Source organism: Mycobacterium sp. NGS48 (genome assembly GCF_059812585.1).
The window spans coordinates 327,313-353,499 of record NZ_JCALCY010000005.1; the positions used below are offsets into that span (position 1 = coordinate 327,313).

A 26,187-nucleotide genomic window follows, 5' to 3' on the forward strand; every position below is an offset into this window, starting at 1 on the left:
TCGATCACGTGGCCTGATTTCAGGCTCCATGTCGCGCTTCACCGGCATGACACCGACGACCATGCAGTCCAGATTGAGGAGACTTCCGTGCCGAACCGACGTCGACGCAGGCTCTCGACGGCTATGAGCGCAGTCGCCGCTCTGGCGGTCGCAAGTCCTTTTGCTTATGTCACTGTCTGCCAGCTAGCGGCTGATTCCGAGCCGGCGCCCGATCATCAGGAGTTCGTGCAGGCGGCCGTCATGACAGATCTGCCCAACGAATTGATGTCCGCCCTGACCCAAGGACTTTCACAGTTCGGGATCAATATGCCGCCGGTGCCGAGCCTGGGCGGTAGTCCCGCGGCGGTCTCGTCGGGCTTGACCAGTCCCGGCCTGACCAGTCCTGGCTTGACCAGCCCCGGTTTGACCAGTCCTGGGCTGACCAGCCCCGGTCTGACTTCGCCGGGCCTGACCGCGCCGGGTCTCGCCGATCCGAGTCTGACCACCCCTGGTCTCACAACGCCAGGTCTGACCACGCCGGGCGCAACGCCGGGTCTGACCACGCCAGGCCTGACTCCGGGTGCCACGCCGGGTCTGACCACGCCGGGTCTTACCGATCCGAGTCTGACGACTCCGGGGCTGACCAACCCGGCCGGGTTGACACCTGGACTGACCAGTCCCGCGGGTATCGATCCGTCGCTGACCAGCCCGGCTGGGACGCTGCCTGGCCTGACGTCACCCGGCGAGGTGCCGATCAGCGCACCGATCGGATTGGATCCGGGCCTCGGCGGCACCTACCCGATCCTGGGCGATCCTTCGTTGGGCGCCGCACCGGCCGCATCGGGCGGCAGCGGCGGAATCGTCAACGACATGATGAGCGCCGCCAACCAACTGGGTGCCGGGCAGGCCATGGACCTGCTCAAAGGGCTGGTGATGCCATCGATCACGCAGGCTATGCAGGGCGCCGCGCCGGCGGCGGCTGCTGCCGCGCCGGCCGCCGCCGCTGTGCCGGCAGCAACCCCCTAACAGGGTTATGAGTTAAGGACCTGCCCCCTGACGGCACCGCAGAGCGAGCCCCGCGTTCGCGGCCAGACTCTGCGGTGCCGTTACCAGGTGGGCGAACTTCGTCCACCCCGGTGCCGTGTCGCATCACAGGCAACATAGGCCACTTAAGTAACATCGGTTCGTGCCGCTCCGCCGCCATCCGCCCAGGCTGCTGTCCACCGCGATTGCGGCAACGGCCGTCATCCTGCCGTGGGCGGCGGCTCCGACTCGGCCACCCGGGGATCATCCGCGGGGTGGAGACACGCACCTGAGCCAGCAGCCACTGATCGGCGTTGGTGGCGGCGTCACAGTCCGCGAAATCAGCCAGCCCACAGCCTTTTCGATGGTGGCGCTCACCGGCGGCGACCTGACCGGAACCTCCGCACGGGTGCGCGCCAAGCACACCGACGGTTCCTGGGGCCGCTGGTATGACACCGAGACGCTGGGCCCCGACGGCGCTGACGGGACGTCGCCGCACGTCGCACGCGGCACCGAGCCGGTTTTCGTCGGCAACACAACCACTGTGCAGATCGCAGTCAGCCGACCGGCCGGCGCGCCGGTGACGTCGCCGCCACCGAGCGCGACCTCCGTCAAGCCCGACCTCGGTTACCTCCCGGCGACGGTTGAACAACCGATGCCGCAAAATCTCTCCGCGATCCTGATCTCGCCCCCGCAGGCGCCGGCCGATCCGCAGTGGACGCCGCCGACTGCGGTCATCGCGCCGGGCCAGCCACCCAACGTCATCGGTCGCTCCCGATGGGGCGCCGACGACGTGGTGCGATGCCACAACCCGCCGTACCACGACCGGCTTCATGCGAGCGTGGTACACCACACGGCCGAGAGCAACGATTATGAGCCGGAGGACTCGGCCAGGATCGTCCAAGCGATCTACGCCTACCACACCAGAATGCTGGGCTGGTGCGACATCGCCTACAACGCGCTGGTCGACAAATACGGGCAGGTATTCGAGGGACGGGCCGGTGGGCTCACCGGCCCGGTGACGGGCGATCACACCGGCGGATTCAACCGCGGCACCTGGGGCGTGGCAATGATCGGCAACTTCGACGACGTGCCGCCGACGCCGATTCAGCTGCGCACCATCGGCCGGCTGATCGGCTGGCGGCTCGGCCTGGATCACGTCGACCCGTTGGGAACGGTCACCCTGACCTCGGCAGGCGGGGCCAACACCCATTTCCCGACGGGGGCCACGCCCACACTGCCGACCATCTTTAGTCATCGCGACGTCAGCAACACCGATTGCCCGGGACACCTCGCCTACCCGCTGATGCCCGAGATCCGCAATACCGCTGCCCGGTTCAACGACCCGCCCGGGCCTGCTGACCTGGCCGCCGCGCTGGAGGGCGGCGCGATCCATGCCCGATGGCAGGAAATTAGCGCAGCGAACGGAGCGCTGGGGGAGCCGACCTCGCCAGAAGCCGTCGCGGCCGGATCCGCGCGGTATGCGACGTTCGACCATGGCGCGATGTACTGGTCGCCGGAAACCGGTGCGCAACCGGTCACCGGCGCCATCTACGAGGCCTGGGCCTCGCTGGGTTACGAGCGGGGCGCGCTAGGCCTGCCGACCAGTGCCGAGATTCAAGAACCGCTGTGGATCAAGCAAAACTTCCAGCACGGCACGTTGAACTTCGACCGGGAGGATGGCCGCATCACCCGGGTCATCGACGGCGTCGCGGAGGTACTGCCACCGGCGTCACCGGGAGGTCCGCCGGTACAACTCGAGCGGTTCTCGCCCCTGGTCGGCTAGACGCGTTACAGCCACCACCGTTCCAGGACGCGCGCTACGCCGTCGTCGGTGTTGGGTGCCGTGACCTCGTTGGCGGCGGCCATGACCTTGGGATGCGCGTTGCCCATCGCCACGCCGTGCCCGGCGCGCAGCAGCATCGGCAGGTCGTTGGGCATGTCGCCGAAAGCCACCACATCGTCGTCGCTGATGCCCAGTGGGCGGGCGAGCTCGTCGATGCCAGTGGCTTTGCTGATGCCGGGCGGCACGATCTCGATCAGGCCATTGTTGGTGGAGTACGTGATGTCACCCTCGACGCCCAGGTGTTTGGCCAATTCGGCTGCCATGTCCTCGCTGCGGGCGCCGGCCTTGCGGATCAGCAATTTGACCGCGGGCGCGCTGAGCAGATCGTCGATGGACACTTCGGTGTTGTCCGGGTTGAGCCAGGCATGCTCGTAGCCCGGCGAGCTGATGAATTGTGGTGTGGCGGTGTCGTGCGCCCGGCTGCCGACCCTCTCGACGGCCAGTCCGGCGCCCGGGATGGCGCGAGTGGCGATGTCGGCCAGCTCCCCCAGCAAATCCACCGACAGCGTTCGGGCCGACACCACACGGTCTGTTGCCGGGTCGTAGATGACGGCGCCGTTGGCGCACACCGCCATTGGGGCGAACCCCAGCGCGTCGACAACCGGTTTCACCCAGCGCGGCGGACGTCCGGTCGCCAAGACGAACTGGGCACCGGCGGCGACGGCGGCGCTCACCGCCTGCCTGGTACGCGGAGTGATCGTGTCTGCATTGTTGACCAGGGTGCCGTCCACGTCGCAGGCAATGAGCGCCGGCAAGGTCACCGAGAAACCTCGCTGCTCGGTGGCCTCACCGACGAGGGCCCTGTTTGCGTGCCCGTTCGGCCAATTCCGCCACGCGAAGGCGCTTTGACTCATCGGGAGTCGGCGCATTGCCACCGAGCCGCCGCGGCACCCAATACTCGCCGGTGGGGTGTGGATAGTCTTCTTGAACCCGGTACAGCATTGTTTTCATCACATCGCGCAGCACGGCGGTGAGCCGCTCTGGATCCCCCATAGGCGAGAGCGGCGAGCCGATTGCGACGGTGATCGGAACCTTGTTGAGAAATAAGTTCTTTGGATGATCTTTGGGCCAAATGCGCTGCGCACCCCAGACGATCATCGGGATAATCGGCACCTGTGCCTCAAGCGCCAGCCTGGCCGCTCCGGTCTTGAACGGCCGCAGTTCGTAACTGCGGCTGATTGTGGCCTCCGGATGCAGCCCGACGAGCTCGCCTTCCTTGAGTTGTTGCACCGCCGCGGCGTACGCGTCAGCCCCGTGCTCTCGGTCCACCGGGATGAGCTTGATGTGCTTGATCACGAAATTGACTGCCGCCACATCCTGCATCTCGGCTTTGATCATGAATCTCAACCGCCGCCGCCGCTGATATGCGGCCATCGACGCAGGAAGCCAGTCGAGGTAACTGGTGTGGTTGAGTGCGATCAACCCACCTCCGTGGCCGGCAATGTTCTCCAGCCCGTGGTAGGTCACTTTGGTGCCGTTAGCCGCGATCAGAGGTGGCACCACGATTTCCATCATGCGGAAAAACGGCTCTACCATTGTCGTACTCCTGTTGTTCGGCTTGCCTGGACGGCAGGTGCCGGCGGGGATTGTCCGTACCTCGGTTTCATCGGTCACCTTCCGCACGCTTGCGCGCCCGCTCGGCCAGTTCGGCCTCTTCGAGAACCTGAGCCTCGGCCAACGTCGGGGCACCGCCACCGAGCCGCGAGGGCACCCAGTACGCACCTTCGGGATGTGGATAGTCCTCCTGTACTCGGTGCAGCACCCTCGTCATTTCGTCGCGCAATTCGGATTCGAGCGCGTCGACGTCATCGTGCGGCAACAGTGATGGACCGGCCGCCACGGTGATGGGGATCTTTTTCCGGCCGAGGTTTCTGGGGTGGTCTTTGGTCCAGATCCGCTGAGCGCCCCACACGATCAGCGGAACGATCGGCACCTGCGCGTCCAGCGCCATCCGGGCGGCACCGGTCTTGAAGTCCTTGAGTTCGAAGCTGCGGCTGATCGTCGCCTCGGGCATCAATCCCACCACTTCGCCCTCACGCAGCCGCTGGACGGCGACCGCATAGGCGTCGGCTCCCGCGCCGCGGTTCACCGGGATGGTCTTGGTGTGCTTGATCAGGAAATCGACCGACTTCACCTGCTGCATCTCGGCTTTGATCATGTACCGGATGCGCCGCCCGCGGTAATGCACGGCGAGGGCGGCCGGCAGCCAGTCGACATAGCTGGTGTGGTTGATGGCGATCACCGCGCCGCCGGCCTGCGGAATGTTATCCAGCCCCTGGTAGGTGATCGGGCTGCCCACCGCCTTGACCAGGGCTTTCGCGGTGATCTCAAGTGTGCGGAATACCGGTTCCATGCAGCTACTCCGGTGTCGCCTCCGAATCGGAAGCCCGCCGGGCGGCCTTGGCCGCGGCGCGCCGCGATGCTTCCTCGGCGTCCAACCGGGCGGCCTCCGCCAACGTCGGGGCGCCGCCGCCCAGCCGGTGCGGGACCCAGTACTCGCCGGCAGGATGCGGACCGTAGGAGTCTTGCACCCGCTCGAGCAGGTGCTGCATGCGCGAATGCAGCAGCACGGTCAGGTCCGGCGCGGGCAGCGTCGGCATGATTGGTTCGCCGACCGCCACCGTGATCGGCACCCTTGGCCGCAGCAGCGTTTTGGGATGGTCTTTGGTCCAGATCCGTTGGGCACCCCACACGATGTGCGGGACGATCGGGGCGTTGGCCGCAATGGCCATCCGGGCGGCACCGGACTTGAGTTCCTTGATCTCGAAGCTGCGGCTGATCGTCGCCTCGGGATAGACCCCGACCAATTCGCCGGCCTGCAGCGCCGCGACCGCCGCTTCGAAGGAGGCGGCGCCGCTATCGCGGTCCACCGGAATGTGCCGGCAGCCGCGCATGATCGGCCCGGTCATCCGGTGGTCGAACACTTCCTGCTTGGCCATGAATCGCACCTTGCGCCCGCGATGCTGCTTGTAGGCGGGCAGGCCGGCGAAGGTGAAGTCGAAATAGCTGGTGTGGTTGATTGCCACGACAGCGCCGCCGGTCTCCGGCAGGTGCTCCACCCCGCTGACGGTGAACCGCAAACCCTGTAATCGCCATGTCAAGCGGGCAAGCTGAATCACAGTCCCGTACACCGGTTCCACCTCACCAACCCTAGTGTTTTGCCGCTGTGAGAGTGCGCGGGCAGTCAACACACGGCCGATCGAGACGGTTCGCCGCTGGGTTGCTTGCGCGGCGACCGGCCGCGCCCGGTTTCGCCGCCCTTGCGATCGCCGCTGGTCTGATTGCGGCGACCCGCCGCGCCCGGCTTCGCCGCCCTTGCGATCGCCGCTAGGCTCGGGGCGGCACCATCCGCTCGTCGAAAGGGTTTAGTGCAGGTCACCAGCGTCGGTCATGCCGGCTTTCGGATCGAGACGCCGGCGGGCAGCATCCTGTGCGACCCGTGGGTCAACCCGGCCTACTTCGCGTCGTGGTTCCCCTTCCCGGACAACAGCGGGTTGGACTGGGACGTCCTGGGCGATTGCGACTACCTCTACGTCTCGCACCTGCACAAAGACCACTTCGACGCCAGGCTGCTCAGTCGGCATGTCAACAAAGACGCTGTGGTCTTGTTGCCGGACTATCCGGTGGCCGACCTGCGTGATGAGCTGGCCAAGCTCGGATTTCATCGGTTCTTCGAAACCACCGACTCGGTCAAGCATCGAGTCGGCGGGCCAAAGGGCGAGCTGGAGATCATGGTCATCGCCCTGCGCGCTCCCGCCGACGGGCCGATCGGGGATTCCGCGCTGGTGCTTTCGGATGGCCTCACGACCGTTTTCAATATGAACGACGCCCGGCCGGTGGATCTCGACGCCCTGCATTCGGAGTTCGGCCATATCGACGTGCACATGCTGCAGTACTCCGGCGCGATCTGGTATCCGATGGTCTACGAGATGCCCACCCGCGCCAAAGAGGCGTTCGGCACCCAGAAGCGGCAACGCCAAATGGACCGCGCCCGCGCTTACATCGCACAGGTCGACGCCACCTGGGTGATCCCGTCGGCGGGCCCGCCATGCTTCCTGGATCCCGAATTGCGAGACCTCAACGACGACCGTGGCGACCCGGCCAATATCTTTCCCGACCAGATGGTGTTCCTCGACCAGATGCAGGCGCATGGTCATGACAGGGGTCTGCTGATGATGCCTGGCTCCACCGCGGATTTTTCTGGCGCGCAACTGCTCTCATTGAGTCACCCGGTTCCTGAAGAGCAGGTCGAGGCGATCTTCACCACCGGCAAAGCCGCGTATATCGCCGACTACGCCGAACGGATGGCGCCGGTGCTGGCTGCCGAGAAGGCCGGTTGGGCACCGGCTGCCGGCGAGTCGTTGCTGGAGCCGTTGCGCGCGGCGTTCGAACCGATCATGCTGGCCAGTGACGAAATCTGCGACGGTATCGGCTATCCGGTCGAGCTGATACTCGGCTCGGAAACCGTGGTAGTCGACTTCCCGAAACGTACTGTGCGCGAACCCATTCCCGAGGAGAAGTTTCGCTACGGGTTTGCAATCCCGCCGGAGTTGGTCCGCACCGTGCTGCGCGACGACGAGCCCGACTGGGTCAACACCGTCTTCTTGTCCACCCGGTTTCGGGCCTGGCGGGTCGGCGGCTACAACGAGTACCTGTACACATTCTTCAAATGTCTGACCGATGAGCGGATCGCCTACGCCGACGGCTGGTTCGCCGAGACCCACGACGACACCGCGACGATCACCCTGGATGGCTGGCAGATGCAACGACGCTGTCCGCATCTGAAGGCCGACTTGTCTAAATTCGGCGTGGTGGAAGGCAATACCCTGACCTGTAACCTGCACGGCTGGCAGTGGAATCTGGAAAACGGCCGCTGCCTCACGGCGCGCGGTCACGAGCTTCGGTGCGAGCGCCAGTGAGCACCTCCCCGCAGCACTACGACGACGGCCTGGTACAGTTGGACCGCACCGCAATCACCTTGCGGCGCTATCATTTTCCCTCAGGCACCTCCAAGATCATTGCCCTGGACAGGATTCGCGGCTACCAGGCCGAGCCGCTCGGGACGTTCATGCACCGATTCCGGATCTGGGGGAGTTCAGATCTTCGTCGGTGGCTGCCGCTGGACATTCGCCGGCCGTTGAAGTCGACTTTGATCACGCTGGACGTACCGGGGGCCCAGCTGAGCCCCGCGTTCACGCCGGAGGATCCGGAGCAGTTCACCGCATTACTGGACCAGCTACTGCACCGGTCGGGTTAGCAGCCGGCGTCAGCCAGCGCCTGGTGCGCGGCGTTGTAACCGGGAATAAAGGTGATGCCGGGCCCGCCGTGGCATCCCGCACTGCCCAGGTACAGTCCCTGGATCGGGATCGGCTGGCCGGCAAAGCCGTTGGGACCCGGCCGGTTGGGACCGATCTGATTCGCGTTCAGCAGCCCGTGGCAGTAGTCGCCGCCCGGGGCGCCGAACATCACACCCATGTGCCGGGGCGTGAAGGTGGTGTGCCGAATGATGCTGCCTTCGAAATTCGGTGCCAGCCGGGTGATCTTGTCGATCACGCGCTGACCCATGTCAGCTTTGGCCCGACCGTAGTCGGCATCTCCTTCGATCGGGAACCACAACGCGAATGCCGAGGCCGCGTGTTTACCCTCGGGCGCAAGGTCCGGATCGTTCTGCGACGGGATCTGCAACACCACGGTCGGGTCGGCCGGAACCGTCCCGCGGCGGCAATCCTCCCACTGCTGCTGGACTTCTTCGGGTGTGCAGAACAAACCGATCGACGCCTGCATGGCGGAGTCGTCGAGCGCCTCGTAGGGCGCGGCGAATCTGGGGGGCTCCTCCAGCGCGAAGTGCATCTGCAGGTAGCTGCCGCGATGGTCGATCCGTGCGTAGCGCTGCCGGATATCGGGGGACAGCGCGGCCGGATCGATCAACTCGTTGAGCGTGAGGTCAGGCGCGATGCCCGAGACGACGACGGGAGCGGTGATGGTGTCGCCCGCCTCGGTGCGTACCCCGCTGACCCGGCCGTCGGCGAGCACGATCTCGGTCACCTTGGTGCGGAGTCGAACTTCGCCGCCGTGGCTTTCCAGCAGTTGGCACAGATGCGAGGTGAGCGCGCCGATGCCACCGCGCAGCTTCTTCATCTGCATGGTGTCGCCGTCGGGAACACCCAGTCCGAAGGCGAGCGCGGCCGCGCTACCCGGTGTGGCCGGGCCGCGGTAGAGCGTGTTGACGGCCAACACGGTCATCGATCCGCGTAGCGCGCCGTGCTTTTCGCGGTCCGGGAGATAGCGGTCCAACACGTCGGTGACCGAGCCGAATAGCATGTCGTCGATGGCTGAACGTTCGAATTCGTTGGTGGCACAGGCATACATCTGATCGATCGTCTTCGGCGGTGTCCCGGCCTCGAACCGGCCCAGCGCGCGGGTGGGCGCCTGGCTCCAGGCCATCAACCCGGCCATGCCGTTGACGGCATCAGCGCCGTGCACATCGCTCAAGTGGGCGAATAATTTGATCGGGTCGCTGTATTGGATCAGCGGGTCGTCACCCATTCCGCGCAACGCGACTGACATGACGTCCAGGTCGATCGTTGGCAAGGTCTCCAGGCCCAGCGCTTCGACAACCACGGACGCGGTCGGGAACTGCACTGAGCCGGCGATTTCGAATCGGTAGCCGTCGAACAACTCGACCGTGGAAGCCATCCCGCCGGCGTAAAGCTTGGATTCCAGGCACAACGTGCGCAGTCCGGCGCGTTGCAGCAGCACCGCTGCGGCCAAACCGTTGTGCCCGGCACCAATGACGATCGCGTCGTAATCGGCCATCCGCATTGCCCTCCCTGACTCTGCAGCGCAGGCTGGCATGGATCCCTAGTTTTGTCAATTATGACGAAACTGGCCCCAGCACGCCCAGCTGAAGCGAGTCGAGCGCCGTCCGGCATAGCCGGGCCAGTTCGGCCAGCGACCGGTCCTCACCGAGCATCCAAACCTCCATCGCGCCGAACACCGCGGCGCCGATGCAGCGAGCGGCCACCGTGATCTGCAGCCGGTCATCCGGCGTACGGGGTCCGCCGGGCGCAAGCCGCTCGACGATCGCGTCGGAGAAGTCGGCCTCCACCTGGCGGATATGCCGCACAATGCGTCCGGGATCGAGTTCTTGGGCCCGCAGCGCAGCAATTCGGGTCACCGCCTCAACGTCATAGGGAAACGCGAAGATCGCTGCCTGCACCGACTCGATGATCGACTCGTCGGGCCGACGTGCGTTCAGCGCGGTGCGAAACCAGTGCAAGCCGGCGTCGTAGTCGGCGAATAGCAGGTCGTGCTTGGAGGTGAAATGCCGATAGAAGGTGCGCAACGACACTCCGGCATCGGCCGCGATCTGCTCAGCCGAGGTGTCTTCGACGCCTTGGGCTAAGAACCGCACCAGGGCCGCCTGGCGCAAGGCTTCGCGAGTGCGTTCGCTGCGCGACGTCTGCGGCGGTCGGGCCATGCCGGTAACCTACCGTGCCGTTCGACCGCCAGAAATGTCAATATTGACAAAACTGCGTGAGTTGCCGAGACTGCCCGCATGATGTCGCTTCTCGTACACGCAGTACTGGGTCTGACCGTGATCGGCGTGATCGTTGCCTCGAACCCCGCGGTATTCAGCCGGCCGTCCGGCGGTTCCCGGTTCTCGGCGCTGGAATGCCTGTACTACGTCATCGGTATCGCGTCGATCGTGTTGGGCTGGTATTTCAATATTCGGTTCGTGCGTGAGTACTCGACGGGATCTGGCAATCCGTTTTGGGGGCCTGGCAGTTGGTCGGATTACATCCGGCTGATGTTCACCAATCCTGCGGCCAGTTCGGCCAGCCAGGACTACACCATCATCAATGTCGTTCTGCTGCCGCTGTTCACCATCATCGACGGGTACCGGCGGGGCCTGCGGCGGCCTTGGCTGTATTTCGTGTCCAGCCTGTTCACCAGCTGCGCCTTCGCGTTCGCGTTTTACTTCGCCACGATCGAGCGACAGCACCGGCACGCGCAGCGGCACGCGACGCCGACCGCGGTGGACGCCTAGGAGCCTGGCTCCAGCAGTTCGGTGCCCACGAACGGCACCAGTGCCTCGGGGACTCGCACGCTGCCGTCGGGGCGCTGGTGGTTCTCCAATATGGCAACCAGCCAACGGGTGGTGGCCAGCGTGCCGTTGAGTGTTGCGGCGGTCTGCGGCTTGCCGTTGGCGTCCCGGTACCGGGTGGCCAGCCGTCGGGCCTGGAACGTGGTGCAGTTCGACGTCGAGGTCAGCTCGCGGTAGGCGCCCTGGGTGGGCACCCACGCTTCGCAGTCGAACTTGCGGGCCGCGGAAGAGCCGAGATCGCCGGCTGCGACGTCGATTACGCGATACGGCACCTCGATGCGGGACAGCATTTCGCGCTGCCAGCCGAGCAGCCGGCTGTGCTCCGCCTCGCTGTCGGCCGGTGTGCAGTAGACGAACCCTTCGACCTTGTCGAACTGGTGCACCCGGATGATGCCGCGGGTGTCCTTGCCGTGGCTGCCGGCTTCCCGTCGAAAGCACGACGACCAGCCCGCATACCGCAGCGGACCTTTGGAGAGGTCCAGGATCTCGTCGGCGTGGTAGCCGGCCAGCGGCACCTCGGAGGTGCCGACCAGATAGAGGTCGTCGGCTTCGAGGTGATACACCTCCTCGGCGTGCGCGCCCAGAAAGCCGGTGCCCGACATCACGTCCGGGCGCACCAGCACCGGCGGGATCACCGGGACGAAGTCGTTGTCTGCCGCGAGCCGGATGGCCAGCTGTAGCAGCCCCAGCTGCAGCAGCGCGCCCCGGCCGGTCAGGAAATAGAACCGCGAGCCGGACACCTTGGCGCCCCGCTCCATGTCGAGGAGACCCAGCGATTCGCCGAGTTCCAAATGGTCCCTCGGGTTTTCGATAGCAGTCGGCTCACCGACGACATCGAGGACCGTGTAGTTGTCCTCGCCGCCGGCGGGCACCGGATCGAGGATGATGTTAGAGATCGCCATGTGGGCAGCGGTGAATGTCGCCTCGGCTTCGGCCTGCTCGGCCTCGGCGGCCTTGACCCGCTCCGCCAGATCGCGGGCCTGCTGCAACAGCGCGGGGCGGTCGTCGGCGGATGCGGCGCCGACCTTCTTGCTGGCGGCCTTCTGCTCGGCCCGCAGCGAATCGGCGGCCGAGATCGCGCTGCGCCGGGCGGCATCGGCCGACAGCAGCGTGTCGACCAGGCCCGGGTCCTCGCCGCGGCTGGTCTGGGAGCGCCGGACGGCGTCGGGGTCTTCGCGCAACAGCTTCAGGTCGATCACGGCCTAGAACACTACTTTTCTTCGGTGCCGCACCAAGCGTCGGCCAACTCCGGCACGACCGGGGCCGACCTCGCAGGCAACTTTTGCATCAACTGTCACGCTCCGCATCGGGCCTGTCAGAATGGAGCCGATGTTGGACGCACTCGGACAGGACGATGCGCTCACCGACCAGCGGCAATCTCGGCCGGCTCGGTTCGGCTGGCTGCGCACCCTGCACGCTTCGGCAACCCGGCGGGCACTGCTGCTGACCGCGCTGGGTGGTCTGCTCATCGCCGGGCTGGTGACCGCACTGCCGATCAACGGCGACGGCGGGCGACTCGCCGGCTACATCGACCCGGTGCCCAGCACCGGCACCAAGGGCAACGCCGCTTTCAACCGCGCTGCCGGCGGCGACTGCCTGATGTGGCCCAATCAGACCCCCGATGCCGCGACGATCGTCGACTGCAAGGACGAGCACCGGTTCGAGGTCGCCGAGTCGGTCGACATGCGGACTTTCCCTGGTTCGGAATACGGGCCGGAGGCCGCCCCGCCGTCGGCGGCCCGCATCGAGCAGATCGGCCAGGAACAGTGCGAGTCGGCGGTGCACCGCTACCTCGGCGCCCGCTTTGACCCGCACAGCAAGTTCACCATCAGCATGCTGTGGTCGGGCGACAGGGCGTGGCGGCAAGCCGGTGAGCGGCGCATGCTGTGCGGTCTGCAATTGCCCGGCGCCGGCAACGAACAACAGGTCTTCAAGGGCAAGGTCGCCGATCTCGACCAGTCGCGGGTGTGGCCGGACGGCACCTGCCTGGGTATCGACCCCACGACCAACCAGCCCACCGACGTCCCGGTCGACTGCGCCGCCCCGCATGCGATGGAGGTCACCGGCACCGTCAACCTGGTCGCCAAGTTCCCCGACGCGCTGCCCCCCGAATCCGAACAGGATGCCTTCGTCAAGGAGTCGTGCACCAGGCTCACCGACGGCTACCTCGCCCCGGTGCAGTTGCGCAGCACGACGTTGACGCTGACCTACAGCACGCTGTCATTGCCGAGCTGGTCTGCCGGCAGCCGCGAGGTGGCCTGCAGCATCGGCGCGACGCTGGGTAACGGTGGCTGGGCGACGCTGGTGAACAGTGCCAAGGGCGCGCTGATGATCAACGGCCAGCCGCCGATTCCGCCGCCGGACATTCCGCAGGAGCGACTCAACCTGCCGCCCATCCCCATGCCGCCGGCCAATTCCGGGGGAGCCCCTTCGTCATCGGCCGCCGGGCAGACGGATCAGCAACGGCAAGGCAACCAGCATTTGCCGCAGCAGCCGGGCGCACCTGCCGTGCAGCCGCCGCCGGCGGCACCCGCACCGCCGGCGCCCCAAGCGCCGGCCCCGCCGCCGGCGGCACCCGCACCACCGCCGCCGGCTCAGGAAGTGCCGCCGCCCCCGCCCGCCGAACCCGCACCGCCGCCGCCCGCCGAACCGGCGCCGGGGGGGTAACCGGGTGGCGGTGCGAATGGACCCGCAGCGATTCGAGGAGCTGGTGTCCGACGCGCTCGACCTGATCCCGCCCGAGCTGGCCGCTGTCATGGACAACGTCGTGGTGTTGGTCGCCGACCGGCATCCGGACGACGCCGAGCTGCTCGGCATCTATGAGGGAGTGGCGTTGACCGAGCGCGACTCCAACTACGCCGGGTCGCTGCCCGACGCGATCACGATTTACCGCGACGCGCTGCTAGACATCTGCGACTCCGACGACGAGGTTGTCGACGAGGTGAAGATCACGGTGATTCACGAGATCGCGCACCATTTCGGCATCGACGACGACCGCCTGCACGACTTGGGCTGGGCCTGACGATCCCGGCCCGTCGGGCGCGGCACCAATGATTTGTCGGCGCAGCGTGCTAAGAACGGGCCATGACTACAGGCTGCCGCGATTGCCGGGCCGGCTTGGATCACTGCCACGGCACGATCATTCGACATTCACTGCGCCGGTCGGAGTGCACCGAGCCCGAGTGCACCAGCCCGGAGCTGATTCCGCATGCCTTCGTGGTCGACTGCGACGCGGTCGGCTGCGAGTGCGCAGAATCCATCGCGCTGGCGATCTGATCGTCGACTGCCCGGCCCGGGCGGTCAGCCCATCGGGTCGGTGCCCGATTCCACGGCGTCGGCCACCGGTGTCGCCTGCGGCTCAGGAGAAAAAGGTGGCGACAGTGCGCCCCACTGCACGCAACTCCAGCGCCCGTCAGTGATGGGCGCCAACACCACCGACTCGGCATTGGCCAAGTGGTGGTCCAGCACGAAGCTGCCGTCGACTCCGGCCAATACGGCCGCGGCCAGCCGAATCGCCGCCCCATGGCTGACGACGACGATGTCACGGTCCCACTCGTCGTCGTCGAGATAGCGCATCCGCAATTCGGTCAAGACCGGCACGTAACGGTCCAGCACCTGGTTGGCGGTCTCGCCGCCCGGCAGCGCAACATCCCAGTTGCCCTCGTGCCAGCGCTGGTAGATGGCATTGAACTCGGCGACGGCGTCGTCATCGCTGCGGTTTTCCAACTCGCCGACCTGCACCTCGTGGATGCCGGTGACTTCGCTGGCCGACACGTCGACGGCGGCGCCGATCTCCGCGGCGGTCTGCGCCGCCCGGGTAGCGATCGAGTGCACCAACAGCCCCGGCGGTCGCAAGCCGTTGTGCGCGAACGCGCGCGCCTGATCGCGGCCCAACGGCGTCAGCTCGCTGCCCGGCGGGCGGGTATCCAGCCGGCGGTCGACATTGCCGAACGACTGGCCGTGCCGCAGCAAAACCAACCGGCCGCTCATTGCCGCCGACCCCGTAACCGCGTCAGCCAGCGCGACGCCTCGTCAAGTTGCGGTGGCGCGGCGCCGGCGGCCACTCCGGTAGGCCAGGAACCCAGATAACGCACGTCCGTACAACGACGGTAAAGGGCTTTGAGTGCCTCGCCGACCGCGTCGTCGTCGATGTGCCCGACGCAATCCAGAAAAAACACGTAGGTGCCCAACTCTTTTCGGGTCGGGCGGGATTCGATCCGAGTGAGGTCGATATCGCGGATGCCGAACTCGATCAACGCCGCTACCAGGGCCCCTGGCGCATTCTCGATATGCAACACCACCGACGTCCGGTCGGCCCCGGTGCGCGCCGGTGGCGGACCCGGCGGCCCGACCAACACGAACCGGGTGCGCGCGTTGGGCTCGTCGACGACCCCCTCGGCCAGCGCGGCCAACCCGCGGTGGGCCGCGGCCAGCGGCGAGCTCACTGCCGCGTCCACAAGCCCGTCGGCGACTTGCTGCGCGGCTTCGGCGTTGGAGTTGGCCGGCTGCAATTCGACGGCGGGGAGGTGCTCGGCGAGCCAGCGCCGTACCTGTGCAGCCGCGACCGGAAAGGCGGCCAGCGTCCGCACGTCGGTCTCGGCGCGACCAGGTTTGACGGCGATGGAAAACGCCACGTCCAGGGTCACTTCGGCGAACATCTGCAGCGGCGACCCGATGGCCAGACTGTCCAGCGTCGGCACCACCGACCCGTCGATCGAGTTCTCGATCGGCACGCAGGCGTAATCAGCCTCGCCACTCCGGACGGCGTCCAGCGCAGCCGGTGTGCTCACGACCGGCACCGCTTGCACCGCGTCGGGACTCTGCTGGGGAACCATGCCGGCATCCCGCATCTGCAGCAGCGCGGCTTCAGTGAAGGTCCCCTCCGGTCCGAGATACGCGATACGAGCCACGACAAAACCCTATCGGGTCGGCAGTCTTGCGCCGCTGCAGCCGAGCTAGTTAAGTTAGGCTTACCTCACTTCAAGGATGGTGATCGATGACTCTCGCCAACTGCGCCACGCCGACGACCGCTGAACGGATCCGCAGCACCTGCTTGCGGGCCGGTGGTGCGCTGCTGGCCGTCGACCGGGCGGAGCCGGTCACCACGCCGTTGCACCACCTGCTGTCCGACGGGTCGTTCGCGGTCGTGGCCGCCGCCGACGGGGAGGTGGCCGAGCAGTTGGCCTGCGCTGCGGCAGGGGCGCAAGCTGTGCTGGAGCTGGCCGACTACGCGCCGTTGCCGCTGCGTGAGCCGGTGCGCTCGCTGGTGTGGATCCGCGGCCGGTTGCGGCCGGTGCCACTGCCCATGGCCGGCGAAATGCTTGACCTGATTGCCGCCGAGGACCCGAATCCAGCGCTGCTGCAGGTAGAGACGGCGGCATCCCGGCCCGCGGTCGAAGGCGACACCCGCTACACGCTGCTTCGGCTGGAGATCGAGTCGGTGGTGGCGACCGATACCACCGGGGCCGAATCCGTGGGAGTCGCCGCTCTGCTGGCCGCACGCCCAGACCCGTTCTGTGCCTTGGAGACATGCTGGATTAGACACCTCGACACCGCTCACCGCGACGTGGTGGCGCGACTGGCCGCCAGACTGCCCGCGCGGCTACGGCGCGGCGATGTGCGACCGCTAGGTATCGACCGGTACGGGGTGCGGCTGCGCGTCGAAGGCGCCGACGGCGACAGCGACGTCCGGTTGCCATTTCGCAAACCGGTCGACGACGTCGTCGGCCTGAGCCAGGCCATCCGGGTGCTGCTGGGCTGCCCCTTCGTCAACGGCCTGCGGGCCCGCGGTTATTCCTAGTCGGTTTCGTCACGACGCCAGCACGGTGACGGCCGTCAGCTAATTCGACCGGTTACCGTGTCGAGGTGACCGCACCCGATCGCCAGCTGGTGCAGCCACGCGCGCTGTGGATCGAGGTCGGCGTAGTACTGGGCGTCACCTTCGGCTTGGCCGCCGTCACCGCGGTTCTGCAACTCACCGACGCAGTACTGCGGAATTTGAGCGCGCAGCGGATTCCACTCAACCCGAAGCGGTCCTACTTCGACCTGATCGATCTGGGGCTGAACGCGGCCTTCGTCGGGCAACTGATCGCCTGGGGCGGCCTGGGCTTGTACCTGTTGTGGCGCAGCGGCTTCACTCCCGCCCGGATTGGCCTCGGCCGCTTTGACTGGCGTACCGACCTGTGGGGCGGTGCCGGTCTGGCCGCGCTGATCGGATTACCCGGGCTGGGCCTCTACTTCGCCGCGCGGGCCATCGGGCTCAACGCCGAGGTCGTCCCGTCCAGTCTGAGCGACACGTGGTGGCGGGTGCCGGTATTGGTTGCGGCCGCGTTCGCCAACGGGTGGGCAGAAGAGATCATCGTCGTCGGTTATCTGTTGACCCGGCTGCCTCAGCTGGGCGTCAACCCGCGCGTGGCGCTGGCATGCTCCAGCCTGCTGCGCGGTGGCTACCACCTCTACCAAGGCTTCGGCGCGGGCCTCGGCAACATCGCCATGGGACTGGTGTTCGGGTACGCCTGGCAACGCAGCGGCCGACTGTGGCCGCTGGTGATTGCCCATGGGTTGATCGACACGGTGGCCTTCGTCGGTTATGCGCTGCTGGCCGGCCATCTCGGATGGCTGCGCTGATGAACCGCAACCAGCCGACCGGACCGCGACGAGAGCCGTCGCCGATCATCCAGCGCGATATCGGCTCCCAACCACGCCATCCCGACCCACCGCCGCCAAACCGGGGCACCAAACCGCAACGCGCCCGTCCCAGTCGGCCTCGGCGGCGTCGCAAACACGCGTGGGGGCAGGTGATTTCGTTGACCGCGCTGATCACGGTGCTGTTGACCACCGCCGCAATCCTCGGCGGTGCGCTGTGGATGGACACCGCGCTGGACCGGCAACCGGTGCTGGCCGACTATCCCGGTCGGCCACCCTCCGGGCGCGGCACCACCTGGCTACTGGTCGGGTCGGATAGCCGAGAAGGGCTCACCGCCGAACAGCAGCAGGACCTGACCACCGGCGACGACATCGGCAACGGCCGCACCGACACGATTTTGGTGGTACACGTCCCCACGTTCGGGTCGACGCTTCCGACGACGATGGTGTCCATTCCCCGCGACTCCTACGTGCCGATCCCCGGTTATGGGCGGGACAAAATCAATGCGGCGTTCGCGATGGGCGGCGCGTCGTTGCTGGCGCAGACGGTCGAGCAGGCCACCGGTCTGCGACTAGACCATTACGTCGAGGTCGGTTTCAGCGGGTTCGCGGTCCTCGTCGATGCCCTTGGCGGGGTCACCGCCTGCCCGGCGGCGCCAATCGAAGACCCGCTGGCCGGGATCGACCTATCTGCCGGCTGCCAGACGCTCGACGGCCGCACCGCCCTGGGTTATGTACGCAGTCGCGCCACCCCGCGCGCCGACCTCGACCGCATGGCCAACCAGCGGCAATTCATGTCGGCACTGTTGCACCGCGCTACCAGCCCCGGAGTGTGGCTGAACCCCTGGCGCTGGTATTCGGTGCCGCATGCGGCGGCGGACGCGCTGACCGTCGACCAGGGGGCCCATGTCTGGGACTTGGCCCGGTTGGGTTGGTCGCTGCACGGCGCGACAACCACGGTGACGGTGCCGATCGGCGAATTCACCGGCAGCGACTCGGGCTCCGTCGTGGTGTGGAACCACGATGAAGCCGCCCAATTATTCGACGCGCTGGCCGCTGACGCACCGGTGCCGGCGGCGGTTGTCGAGGGACAGCCTTAACGGTCGGGTGAGCAATTCGCGACGACCCGCGATTAGCTCACCCACCAATATCTGAACACGGTCGATTAAAGCATTAAACGTAGCCTTGCTTAACTTAGGCAAAGCTCGCCTGAGTAAGTATTACCTTGGATGACAATGGCCTCTGACCAGGGGTAGCGTTGCAGTCATGACCGATCGCGATGCCCACCGAACAAAATTCCATGCATTAATGCAGGAGCAGATCTACAACGAATTCACCACCGCACAGCAATATATTGCAATGGCTGTCTATTTCGATGATTCCGACCTGCCTCAGCTGGCGAAACACTTTTACAGTCAAGCTGTGGAAGAACGGAATCACGCGATGATGCTGGTGCAATACCTGCTCGACCGCGAGGTCCGCGTCGAGATCCCCGGCGTGGACCGGGTACGCAACCAATTCGACACGCCACGGGACGCATTGGCGCTGGCCTTGGATCAGGAACGGTCCGTCACCGACCAGGTGAGCCGGCTGGCCGCCGTCGCGCGCGACGAAGCCGACTATCTGGGTGAGCAATTCATCCAATGGTTCCTCAAGGAGCAGGTTGAAGAGGTGGCGTTGATGACGACGCTGTTGCGGGTCGCCGACCGCGCCGGAGCCAATCTGTTCGACCTGGAAAATTTCGTCGCACGTGAAATCGGCTCGGCGCCTCGGCAATCCGACGCACCGGCCGCGGCCGGCGGACGGCTCTAGAGTCGCTGCTTAGTCGAGCCCTGCGCCGGTCAGCCCGTCCTGCAGCCAAGCTTTGACGCGGCCGGGGTGGCGGGTGGCCAGCCATGCCACCCCCACGTCGCGGCAGAAAGTGACGTCGTCGTAGTGGTCGACGTTCCAGCAGTACAACGCCCGCCCCTGCGCCGCGGCGCGGTCGACGAGCTCGGGATGCTCACGCAGCGTGGCAATCGACGGCCCTACTGCGGTAGCGCCAACAGCCGTCGCTGCGCTACTGCCCAGGTAACGGGCAGCCTTCCCGAGCAGCACCGTGGGCAGCAACGGCGCGGCGCGCCGGACACGCCACACCGCGGCAGCCGAAAACGACATCACCACTGCGCGTGACCGATCCGCGGAGGCGGGGGTCGCGATGCCGAAGCGCTGCAACAGCGCCAGCACTTTGCTTTCCACCAGCGCGCCGTACCGCACCGGGTGCTTGGTCTCGATGAAGATCTTCACAGGGCGGTTCCAGTCCAGCACCAACTCCACCAACGCGTCGAGCGTCAGCAGACCGCTGTCCCCGTGTCCACCGTCGGGACGCCAGCTACCGTGCCACGCCCCGTATTCCAGCTCGCGCAGTTCTGCGAGGGTCATCGTGCTGACCAGGCCGGCGCCGGTCGACGTCCGGTCCAGCCGGCGGTCATGCACACAGACCAGATAGCCGTCGCGAGTAAGCCGGACATCGCATTCCACGCCATCGGCCCCCTCTTTGAGGGCGAGGTCGTAGGCGGCCAGCGTATGTTCCGGGCGAGCAGCTGAGGCGCCCCGATGGGCAACCACGAACGGGTGCCGGGCGAGCACCTCGTCGGCCGGCGTCATACTCCTATGCTGCCGGTTCCGCACCCTCCAACTCAACCGCCGGAGCGGATCCCGCCGCACTGCCGCGATCGTCGGGAACCATCACCCACCGGCGGGCCGGCCGCTCGACCGGTTTGCGCTCGAATCCTTCGAAAACCCGCCCAGCGGCGGCCACCGTGGCCGCCGCCACGAGGTAGGCAAAGATCATCGCCACGGTGTTGTTCGCAATACCCTGAGCATCCTGAGCTCCGCTGGTGGCGATGGCGAACAGGGACACCGCGGTGCTGCCGAACCACATGATCCACCACAGCAGGATCGGCTTATGTAACCGTTCGTAGATGCCCTCGGTGTCGGCTAATTCGATGACATAGACGGGGGCCCACACCAAGTTCAGCAGCGGCACCAGACAGCCTGCCCACAGTGCTCGAGGCCCTCGGCGCTCTGGTCTGCCGCAATGAGCGAAGGCGGCGGCCCGGCGCGCGATCAACCATCGGGTCAGCACAATCACACAGGTGACTACCACCGCGATCGCGGCGATGCTTGCCAGCACGCCCAGCCAGAACGCGGCGCCTGCCACGATCGGGTTCAGCAGCGTGTTGCGGTTGATGACGAGCAGCAAGTAGCGCACGAAATGCACCAGCGCGGCGATGCCCAGCACCACGACGCCGGCGAACAGCGTGCTGCGCACCCATGCCACCGTCGGCCCGCGCTCTGCGCTCGGCATCGGAGCCGGCCCGCCGGGGCCAGCCCGGTCCGCCAATCCCCATCGGGGTATGACCGTGTAGCGCGGGGTTGGCCCCAGCGGCAGCCGACGCCGACGCGCAGGCGGTGGGGCGCCGGGACGCACCGCGATCCACCGGTAGCCGGACGGCAGCCGCGACGCCGTCCGCTGCGCAGCGACCGGTTGTCCGGCACCGCGCGGCGCCCAGCGCGGATCGGTGGTCGGCGCCTCGCTCGAGGGCGCCAGCAGTGTCCCTCGGCAGCGGGGGCACCACACCCGCTGGCGATCACGCACATTCCAGCGTGTGCCGCACTGGGAGCACACTTGGATCACCGGACCAGCTTAGTGACGATGGCAAGCCCCGGCGGCGCAGCGGGTCGCCACCGGGCAAGGCGGTCAGACGGTGCCGGGTCTACCGTCGTCGGTGATCACGGGCCGCCCGGCACCCGCCCAGGCCAACATCCCGCCGCCGACATTGACAGCGCGGTAGCCGATTTGCTGTAAGTACTGCGCCACCCGCATGGAGCGGCCACCGGCATGGCAGATGACGTACAACTCAGCGCCGGGATCGATCTCGGCGAGCCTCGTCGGCACCTCGGCCATCGGGATGTGCTGAGCATCTGTTGCGTGGCCGCGCTGCCACTCGTCGTCTTCGCGCACATCCAACAGCACCGCCGCGGCGGCCTCGAATTCGGCGGGCAGGGCAGCGACGTCTACTTCTGCGACCACCGGTTCACCACCCACGCGGTCGATCTTGGCACGCGCCCGCGAGTTGTGCAGCGTGCCGCAAACGCCAGCAACCGGCAGCTATCCACAGTTTCCACAGGTTTATTCACAGGGCGCGGTGCCGCACGGCACCCGTCGAGGCGGTTCCAACAGGCCTGTTGTAACCGCGGTTGTGGATAACGACCGTGTAAGGGGGCCGTCGGTCGACAGCCCAACGCTCGGTCGAGCGAAATGTATCGCCACGCTAAACACCCACCGGCGGATGCCCGATGGCCGCGAGTCCGACTAGACGGCCGGCCCGTCCGAAAAGCCGGACAGCGGCGACACCGGCACTCAACGTGCCGCGCTGCGGCGCAGGTCAACCGCCTTTTGGCGGATCAATTTTCCCCGCGGTTCATGAGGCGTTATTATCGCGACCACTGAAGTTGCTTGTGACTCATCTCACTGGGGGCGTGTTGGACGTGCAGGTCAGGGTCATTCGATGACGGCACAACCGATCGGGCCGCAGCCGGCGGCGTCGTCGTCACATTCGTATGCCGGCTCGCCTGCGTGTAATCGCTCCTACTTGGTGGCGGGAGTGCGCGCGGGCCTCATCGCCCTGGTGTTGCTGGCCGTCCTCGTGGTCATCGTTTTGGTCTAAAGACGCGTCCGCCGGGTATGCAACTCGTTGCACTCGTTGTTGCGGTGCGCGTAGTCATGGAGCAGGGTTGATTACGCTAGCCCCCCGCGGGGTGAACGCCCTGCGAGTGCAGCGTCGGACGCAGCTCACCATCGGTCGTCAGACGCAGCTCACCAACGATGAAGGAAAGGAACCCCGTGGCTGAATACACCTTGCCAGATTTGGACTGGGACTACGGAGCGCTCGAGCCGCACATCTCGGGACAAATCAACGAGCTTCACCACAGCAAGCACCACGCGACGTACGTCAAGGGTGCCAACGATGCGCTGGCCAAACTCGACGAGGCGCGCAGCAAGGATGACTACTCCTCGATTCTGCTGAGCGAGAAGAACCTGGCGTTCAACCTCGCCGGCCACGTCAACCACACGATGTGGTGGAAAAACCTGTCCCCCAATGGCGGTGACAAACCGACCGGTGAGCTCGCCGCCGCGATCGACGACGCGTTTGGGTCGTTCGACAAATTCCGCGCACAATTCACGGCGGCGGCCAACACCGTGCAGGGATCAGGCTGGGCGGCACTCGGGTGGGACAACCTCGGCGAGAAGCTGCTCGTATTCCAGGTATACGACCACCAGACCAACTTCCCGCTGGGCGTCATGCCACTGCTGTTACTTGACATGTGGGAGCACGCGTTCTATCTGCAGTACAAGAACGTCAAGGCCGACTTCTCCAAGGCGTTTTGGAATGTCGTCAATTGGGACGACGTGCAGTCGCGCTACGCGGCTGCGAGCTCGAAGACCAAGGGATTGATCTCCGGCTGACTTTCGAGCAGTTTTCGGGGCGTCGCGATTTTCGCGACGCCCCGATTTTTTTGGCCGTGATCTTTTGCGACACCGGCGATTGATTGGCCGTGTCGGCTTGCGGGTATTCCAGCGCTAACGCATGCTGAGCACATCGACCCGCTTGCATATCGCGGAGGGCCACATGGAAACAGGGTCAGGCCGGGCCGTCGAAGTCGCGCCATTCCACTCCCATGGCGTCCTGAAGGGGTTCGTGATCTCTGGCCGTTGGCCTGATTCGACCAAGGAGTGGGCACAGCTGCTGATGGTGGCCGTCAGAGTGGCGTCGTTGCCTGGATTACTCTCTACGACAACGGTATTCGGAGCGCGTGAAGAGCTGCCGGATGCACCTCAGCCCGGCACGGTCGGGCTGGTGCTCGCGGAGGGGCCGGTCGTCGGCGAATCAGCGGTTACCCCAGGCTATTTCGCCGATCATCAGCCGCCCGCGTTGTTGATGTTGCATCCGCCGTCCGAGACGACACCGTCGTTGCCTGAATGCAACGGAGCAGCTTCGGGATGCGTACTGTTACCGGGGCTGCCGTATCTGGGCCTGGAACATCGCGCAGCATGGGTAGAAGCAGAAGCCGACGGCACCATAACTTCGATGGTCAGTCGCGTCGGTGTCGATCCCATCAGCCACCCCGATACAGCGATTCTGGCGATGCTGCTTGCCGCATAACGAATTCCGGCGACCGCCGACGATTGGGCGAATCATTAATAGCCCCACGTCGAATCGAGAAATACGGCTACCCGAACTCCGTCGGCCCGCTGGTGCGTTTCGGATACGACCGCTAGCCTGAGGGCGCGTTGGACGAGCGAAGGGAAACCTCGATCGTCAGCGACGCGCTGAAAGGTCGCCAAACATGCTCGCAGCCGCGCTACTGAGCTTCGGAGTGGTCTTCCTCGCCGAACTCGGCGACAGGTCGCAGCTCATCACCATGACGTACGCGCTCCGTTACCGCTGGTGGGTGGTTTTGACCGGGGTGGGTATCGCCGCTTGTGTGGCGCATGGAGTCTCGGTGGCCATCGGCCATTTCCTGGGTCTGACGCTGCCCGCCAAGCCGATGGCGTTCGCGGCCGCAATCGCGTTCCTGGCGTTCGCGGTGTGGACGTGGCGCGAGGGCACCAATGCGGGCGACGACGTCCGCCCCGTCCGTGAGCCCCGGTTCGCGCTTCTCGCCGTCGTGTCGTCGTTTCTGCTTGCCGAGTTGGGAGATAAAACCACGCTGGCGACCGTCGCGTTGGCGAGCGATAAGAACTGGGCCGGCGTTTGGATCGGTACGACGGTCGCCATGATCGTCGCCGACGGCCTGGCGATCGCAGCGGGCATCCTGCTGCACCGGCGGTTGCCGGAGGGGCTGTTGCACGTGTTGGCCAGTCTGCTGTTCCTGTTGTTCGGGTTGTGGATGCTGTTCGACGGGGCGCTGGGCTGGCGCTGGATCGCCGTCGCCGTGACCGGGTCGGCCGCCCTCATCGGGGGAACCTTCGCGGCGGTGCGGTTCATCCGCCGGCCGCCTGTCGCGGCCCTGATCCCAGAGGCGTCGCGGGGCATGGGTTGAGGCGCGTTACAGGCCCGACAGCAAAGTTAGTTCTCGGCTCGTCGTCGCCGTGCGCTGGTTGCCCGGCGCGGGCTTCGCGCACCCGAGCGAGGCACCGTGCGCCAGTGCCCGCGACGACGACGACGAAACTGCTGCACAATTCGCTTGGTGCATCTTGTGTATGCGCTGTGTGCGACAAGCGTCGCGTTTCGGCCTGCTGTCGACGGCGGTACCGACCGCCCTCGCCAATTCCTCAAGGGTTTGCACTTGGTTGTGGCGATAAGTGTCGCTACGATGATCAGCAAATACGTGTCTGAGTCAATTCGTGCTACCAACCTGGTGGAGGTCATATCGATGAGCACGACGTTCGCTGCCCGGCTGAATCGCTTATTCGACACCGTGTATCCGCCCGGACGTGGGCCGCATACATCTGCTGAGGTGATCGCGGCGCTGAAGTCGGAAGGCATCACAATGTCGGCTCCCTACCTGTCGCAGCTCCGTTCAGGCAACCGTACGAACCCCTCCACGACGACGATGGCCGCGCTGGCAAACTTCTTCCGTATCAAGCCGGCTTACTTCACCGACGACGAGTACTACGAAAAGCTCGACCAAGAGTTGTCCTGGCTGGCCACGATGCGTGAAGACGGTGTCCGACGTATTGCGATGCGCGCCAGTGGCTTGTCGCCGGAAGCGCAGCACGACATCGTGCAGCGGGTTGACGAGCTGCGGCGCAGGGAGCATCTGGACGCCTGAGCCGCCGCGACCTGACGACTTGTCGTCGGTTCGGTCCGTTAGGGTTGGGCCCATCGATCGCGTAGACGTAGGGCGATACGCACCGAGATACCGGGGAGGCGGCCGGGAATGGGCCTGTTCCGCAAGCGAAAAAGCCGCGCACTGCGTCGTGCCGAGGCCCGGGCGATCAAGGCGCGCGCCAAGCTCGAGGCCAAGCTGGCCGCAAAGAACGAGGCCCGTCGTCTCAAGTCCGCGCAACGCGCCGAAACCAAAGCGCTCAAAGCGCAGTTGAAGGCTCAACGGGACAGCGACCGCTCAACGGTGAAGGCCGCCGAGGCCCAGCTCAAGGCGGCGCGCGAGGGCAAATTGTTCTCGCCCAGCCGGATTCGTCGGGTGCTGACCGTTTCACGGCTGTTAGCGCCGGTCGTTGTACCGCTGGTTTACCGGGGTGCCACGGCGGTACGTGGACTGTTGGACCAGCGCCGAGCCGATCAGCTGGGTGTTCCGCTGGCACAAGTCGGGCAGTTCTCCGGGCACGGCGCGCAACTGTCGGCCCGTGTCGCCGGCGCTGAGCAATCGCTGCGAACCGTGCAGGAAAATAGACCCAAAGACGCCGAGACCAAGCAGTTCGTCGCGGCTATTTCCGAACGGCTCCGTGATTTGGCAGCAGCCGTGACTGCCGCCGAAAATATGCCCGCCCCGCGCCGGCGCGCCGCCCACGCCGCAATCTCCAAGCAACTCGACGAGATCGATGCCGATTTGATGGCACGACTCGGGTTGGCCTGAC

Annotated in this window: 29 protein-coding genes and 1 pseudogene; 18 read left to right on the forward strand and 12 right to left on the reverse strand. The window is 66.1% G+C overall.

Features of this window, described 5'->3' with window-relative positions; genetic code table 11:
- Positions 1-87: 87 nt before the first annotated feature.
- Both AC5Y42_RS12750 and AC5Y42_RS12755 read left to right on the forward strand, forming a co-directional pair.
- The gene (locus AC5Y42_RS12750; protein ID WP_499898534.1) at positions 88-1,005 is read left to right on the forward strand and encodes a hypothetical protein; all 918 of its coding nucleotides are present in this window, start codon (positions 88-90) and stop codon (positions 1,003-1,005) included.
- A gap of 160 nt (positions 1,006-1,165) precedes the next feature.
- Complete coding sequence (locus AC5Y42_RS12755) at positions 1,166-2,788, forward strand: N-acetylmuramoyl-L-alanine amidase (RefSeq protein ID WP_499898535.1); 1,623 nt, start codon at positions 1,166-1,168, stop codon at positions 2,786-2,788.
- A 5-nt stretch (positions 2,789-2,793) separates the two neighbouring features.
- Here AC5Y42_RS12755 and AC5Y42_RS12760 read toward each other — a convergent pair whose 3' ends face one another.
- The 4 genes from AC5Y42_RS12760 to AC5Y42_RS12775 form a co-directional block, all read right to left on the reverse strand.
- Positions 2,794-3,609, reverse strand: coding sequence for an HAD family hydrolase (locus tag AC5Y42_RS12760; protein WP_499898537.1), 816 nt, complete (start codon positions 3,607-3,609; stop codon positions 2,794-2,796).
- Between the two features lie 25 nt (positions 3,610-3,634).
- Positions 3,635-4,384, reverse strand: a complete 750-nt coding sequence (locus AC5Y42_RS12765) for a lysophospholipid acyltransferase family protein (RefSeq protein ID WP_499898538.1) — start codon at positions 4,382-4,384, stop codon at positions 3,635-3,637.
- 67 nt (positions 4,385-4,451) lie between these two features.
- Complete coding sequence (locus AC5Y42_RS12770) at positions 4,452-5,201, reverse strand: lysophospholipid acyltransferase family protein (protein ID WP_499898540.1); 750 nt, start codon at positions 5,199-5,201, stop codon at positions 4,452-4,454.
- A gap of 4 nt (positions 5,202-5,205) precedes the next feature.
- Positions 5,206-5,988 carry a lysophospholipid acyltransferase family protein gene (locus tag AC5Y42_RS12775; protein ID WP_499898541.1) on the reverse strand — a complete coding sequence of 261 codons (783 nt, stop codon included), beginning with the start codon at positions 5,986-5,988 and terminating at the stop codon, positions 5,206-5,208.
- 228 nt (positions 5,989-6,216) lie between these two features.
- On the opposite strand from AC5Y42_RS12775, the gene AC5Y42_RS12780 reads away from it, so the two are divergent.
- Both AC5Y42_RS12780 and AC5Y42_RS12785 read left to right on the forward strand, forming a co-directional pair.
- Complete coding sequence (locus AC5Y42_RS12780) at positions 6,217-7,767, forward strand: Rieske 2Fe-2S domain-containing protein (protein ID WP_499898542.1); 1,551 nt, start codon at positions 6,217-6,219, stop codon at positions 7,765-7,767.
- Positions 7,764-8,105 carry a hypothetical protein gene (locus tag AC5Y42_RS12785; RefSeq protein WP_499898544.1) on the forward strand — a complete coding sequence of 114 codons (342 nt, stop codon included), beginning with the start codon at positions 7,764-7,766 and terminating at the stop codon, positions 8,103-8,105. The genes AC5Y42_RS12780 and AC5Y42_RS12785 overlap by 4 nt, the downstream gene beginning before the upstream one ends.
- Here AC5Y42_RS12785 and AC5Y42_RS12790 read toward each other — a convergent pair.
- The gene (locus AC5Y42_RS12790; protein WP_499898545.1) at positions 8,102-9,664 is read right to left on the reverse strand and encodes a phytoene desaturase family protein; all 1,563 of its coding nucleotides are present in this window, start codon (positions 9,662-9,664) and stop codon (positions 8,102-8,104) included. The genes AC5Y42_RS12785 and AC5Y42_RS12790 overlap by 4 nt on opposite strands.
- Positions 9,665-9,722: 58 nt before the next feature.
- Positions 9,723-10,328, reverse strand: a complete 606-nt coding sequence (locus AC5Y42_RS12795) for a TetR/AcrR family transcriptional regulator (protein ID WP_499898547.1) — start codon at positions 10,326-10,328, stop codon at positions 9,723-9,725.
- Between the two features lie 78 nt (positions 10,329-10,406).
- Here AC5Y42_RS12795 and AC5Y42_RS12800 point away from each other — a divergent pair, with 78 nt between their 5' ends.
- Positions 10,407-10,898, forward strand: a complete 492-nt coding sequence (locus AC5Y42_RS12800) for a DUF2834 domain-containing protein (protein ID WP_499898549.1) — start codon at positions 10,407-10,409, stop codon at positions 10,896-10,898.
- Here AC5Y42_RS12800 and serS read toward each other — a convergent pair.
- On the reverse strand, positions 10,895-12,154 hold the full coding sequence (serS, locus tag AC5Y42_RS12805) for a serine--tRNA ligase (RefSeq protein ID WP_499898551.1): 1,260 nt from the start codon (positions 12,152-12,154) through the stop codon (positions 10,895-10,897). The two genes, AC5Y42_RS12800 and serS, sit on opposite strands and share 4 nt — an antisense overlap.
- Before the next feature lie 121 nt (positions 12,155-12,275).
- Between serS and AC5Y42_RS12810 the strand changes: the two genes are divergently transcribed.
- The 3 genes and pseudogenes from AC5Y42_RS12810 to AC5Y42_RS12820 all read left to right on the forward strand — a co-directional run bounded on the left by AC5Y42_RS12810 (position 12,276) and on the right by AC5Y42_RS12820 (position 14,231).
- Positions 12,276-13,622 (forward strand): septum formation family protein, encoded by a 1,347-nt coding sequence (locus AC5Y42_RS12810; protein ID WP_499898552.1) that lies wholly within the window; start codon positions 12,276-12,278, stop codon positions 13,620-13,622.
- A 4-nt stretch (positions 13,623-13,626) separates the two neighbouring features.
- A pseudogene (locus AC5Y42_RS12815) lies at positions 13,627-14,043 on the forward strand (metallopeptidase family protein).
- Positions 14,040-14,231, forward strand: coding sequence for a hypothetical protein (locus tag AC5Y42_RS12820; RefSeq protein ID WP_499898553.1), 192 nt, complete (start codon positions 14,040-14,042; stop codon positions 14,229-14,231). The pseudogene AC5Y42_RS12815 and the gene AC5Y42_RS12820 overlap by 4 nt, the downstream one beginning before the upstream one ends.
- 24 nt (positions 14,232-14,255) lie before the next feature.
- Here the strand turns inward: AC5Y42_RS12820 and AC5Y42_RS12825 are convergent, their stop codons facing one another.
- Together AC5Y42_RS12825 and pheA are read right to left on the reverse strand one after the other, a co-directional pair.
- Positions 14,256-14,945 (reverse strand): histidine phosphatase family protein, encoded by a 690-nt coding sequence (locus AC5Y42_RS12825; RefSeq protein WP_499898555.1) that lies wholly within the window; start codon positions 14,943-14,945, stop codon positions 14,256-14,258.
- Positions 14,942-15,865, reverse strand: coding sequence for a prephenate dehydratase (gene pheA, locus AC5Y42_RS12830; protein ID WP_499898556.1), 924 nt, complete (start codon positions 15,863-15,865; stop codon positions 14,942-14,944). The genes AC5Y42_RS12825 and pheA overlap by 4 nt, the downstream gene beginning before the upstream one ends.
- A gap of 86 nt (positions 15,866-15,951) precedes the next feature.
- Here pheA and AC5Y42_RS12835 point away from each other — a divergent pair, with 86 nt between their 5' ends.
- The 4 genes from AC5Y42_RS12835 (at position 15,952) to AC5Y42_RS12850 (ending at position 19,412) form a co-directional block, all read left to right on the forward strand.
- The gene (locus tag AC5Y42_RS12835) at positions 15,952-16,755 is read left to right on the forward strand and encodes a DUF2470 domain-containing protein (RefSeq protein WP_499898557.1); all 804 of its coding nucleotides are present in this window, start codon (positions 15,952-15,954) and stop codon (positions 16,753-16,755) included.
- Positions 16,756-16,820: 65 nt separating this feature from the next.
- Positions 16,821-17,582 carry a CPBP family intramembrane glutamic endopeptidase gene (locus AC5Y42_RS12840; RefSeq protein ID WP_499898559.1) on the forward strand — a complete coding sequence of 254 codons (762 nt, stop codon included), beginning with the start codon at positions 16,821-16,823 and terminating at the stop codon, positions 17,580-17,582.
- The gene (locus AC5Y42_RS12845) at positions 17,582-18,700 is read left to right on the forward strand and encodes an LCP family protein (RefSeq protein WP_499898560.1); all 1,119 of its coding nucleotides are present in this window, start codon (positions 17,582-17,584) and stop codon (positions 18,698-18,700) included. Before AC5Y42_RS12840 ends, AC5Y42_RS12845 begins: the two co-directional genes overlap by 1 nt.
- 166 nt (positions 18,701-18,866) lie before the next feature.
- Complete coding sequence (locus AC5Y42_RS12850) at positions 18,867-19,412, forward strand: ferritin (protein WP_499898561.1); 546 nt, start codon at positions 18,867-18,869, stop codon at positions 19,410-19,412.
- Positions 19,413-19,421: 9 nt separating this feature from the next.
- Here AC5Y42_RS12850 and AC5Y42_RS12855 read toward each other — a convergent pair whose 3' ends face one another.
- The 3 genes from AC5Y42_RS12855 to AC5Y42_RS12865 all read right to left on the reverse strand — a co-directional run bounded on the left by AC5Y42_RS12855 (position 19,422) and on the right by AC5Y42_RS12865 (position 21,675).
- Entirely contained in the window at positions 19,422-20,246 is an 825-nt protein-coding gene (locus AC5Y42_RS12855) for a glycerophosphodiester phosphodiesterase (protein WP_499898563.1), read from the reverse strand.
- Between the two features lie 4 nt (positions 20,247-20,250).
- On the reverse strand, positions 20,251-21,279 hold the full coding sequence (locus AC5Y42_RS12860; protein WP_499898564.1) for a DUF4328 domain-containing protein: 1,029 nt from the start codon (positions 21,277-21,279) through the stop codon (positions 20,251-20,253).
- Between the two features lie 63 nt (positions 21,280-21,342).
- Positions 21,343-21,675, reverse strand: coding sequence for a rhodanese-like domain-containing protein (locus tag AC5Y42_RS12865; RefSeq protein ID WP_499898673.1), 333 nt, complete (start codon positions 21,673-21,675; stop codon positions 21,343-21,345).
- Between the two features lie 478 nt (positions 21,676-22,153).
- Here AC5Y42_RS12865 and AC5Y42_RS12870 point away from each other — a divergent pair, with 478 nt between their 5' ends.
- From AC5Y42_RS12870 to AC5Y42_RS12895, 6 genes are all read left to right on the forward strand, one after another.
- The gene (locus tag AC5Y42_RS12870) at positions 22,154-22,312 is read left to right on the forward strand and encodes a hypothetical protein (protein WP_499898565.1); all 159 of its coding nucleotides are present in this window, start codon (positions 22,154-22,156) and stop codon (positions 22,310-22,312) included.
- Between the two features lie 176 nt (positions 22,313-22,488).
- Positions 22,489-23,112: a superoxide dismutase gene (locus AC5Y42_RS12875; RefSeq protein ID WP_499898567.1), complete on the forward strand. Its 624-nt coding sequence runs from the start codon at positions 22,489-22,491 to the stop codon at positions 23,110-23,112.
- 163 nt (positions 23,113-23,275) lie between these two features.
- The gene (locus tag AC5Y42_RS12880; RefSeq protein ID WP_499898568.1) at positions 23,276-23,809 is read left to right on the forward strand and encodes a peptidase; all 534 of its coding nucleotides are present in this window, start codon (positions 23,276-23,278) and stop codon (positions 23,807-23,809) included.
- A 184-nt stretch (positions 23,810-23,993) separates the two neighbouring features.
- A complete protein-coding gene (locus tag AC5Y42_RS12885) occupies positions 23,994-24,689 on the forward strand; it encodes a TMEM165/GDT1 family protein (protein ID WP_499898569.1) in 696 nt (231 codons plus the stop codon).
- Positions 24,690-25,022: 333 nt separating this feature from the next.
- Positions 25,023-25,421 carry a transcriptional regulator gene (locus AC5Y42_RS12890; protein ID WP_499898571.1) on the forward strand — a complete coding sequence of 133 codons (399 nt, stop codon included), beginning with the start codon at positions 25,023-25,025 and terminating at the stop codon, positions 25,419-25,421.
- 108 nt (positions 25,422-25,529) lie between these two features.
- The gene (locus AC5Y42_RS12895; protein ID WP_499898572.1) at positions 25,530-26,186 is read left to right on the forward strand and encodes a DUF6474 family protein; all 657 of its coding nucleotides are present in this window, start codon (positions 25,530-25,532) and stop codon (positions 26,184-26,186) included.
- The last annotated feature ends 1 nt before the right edge of the window (position 26,187 follow it).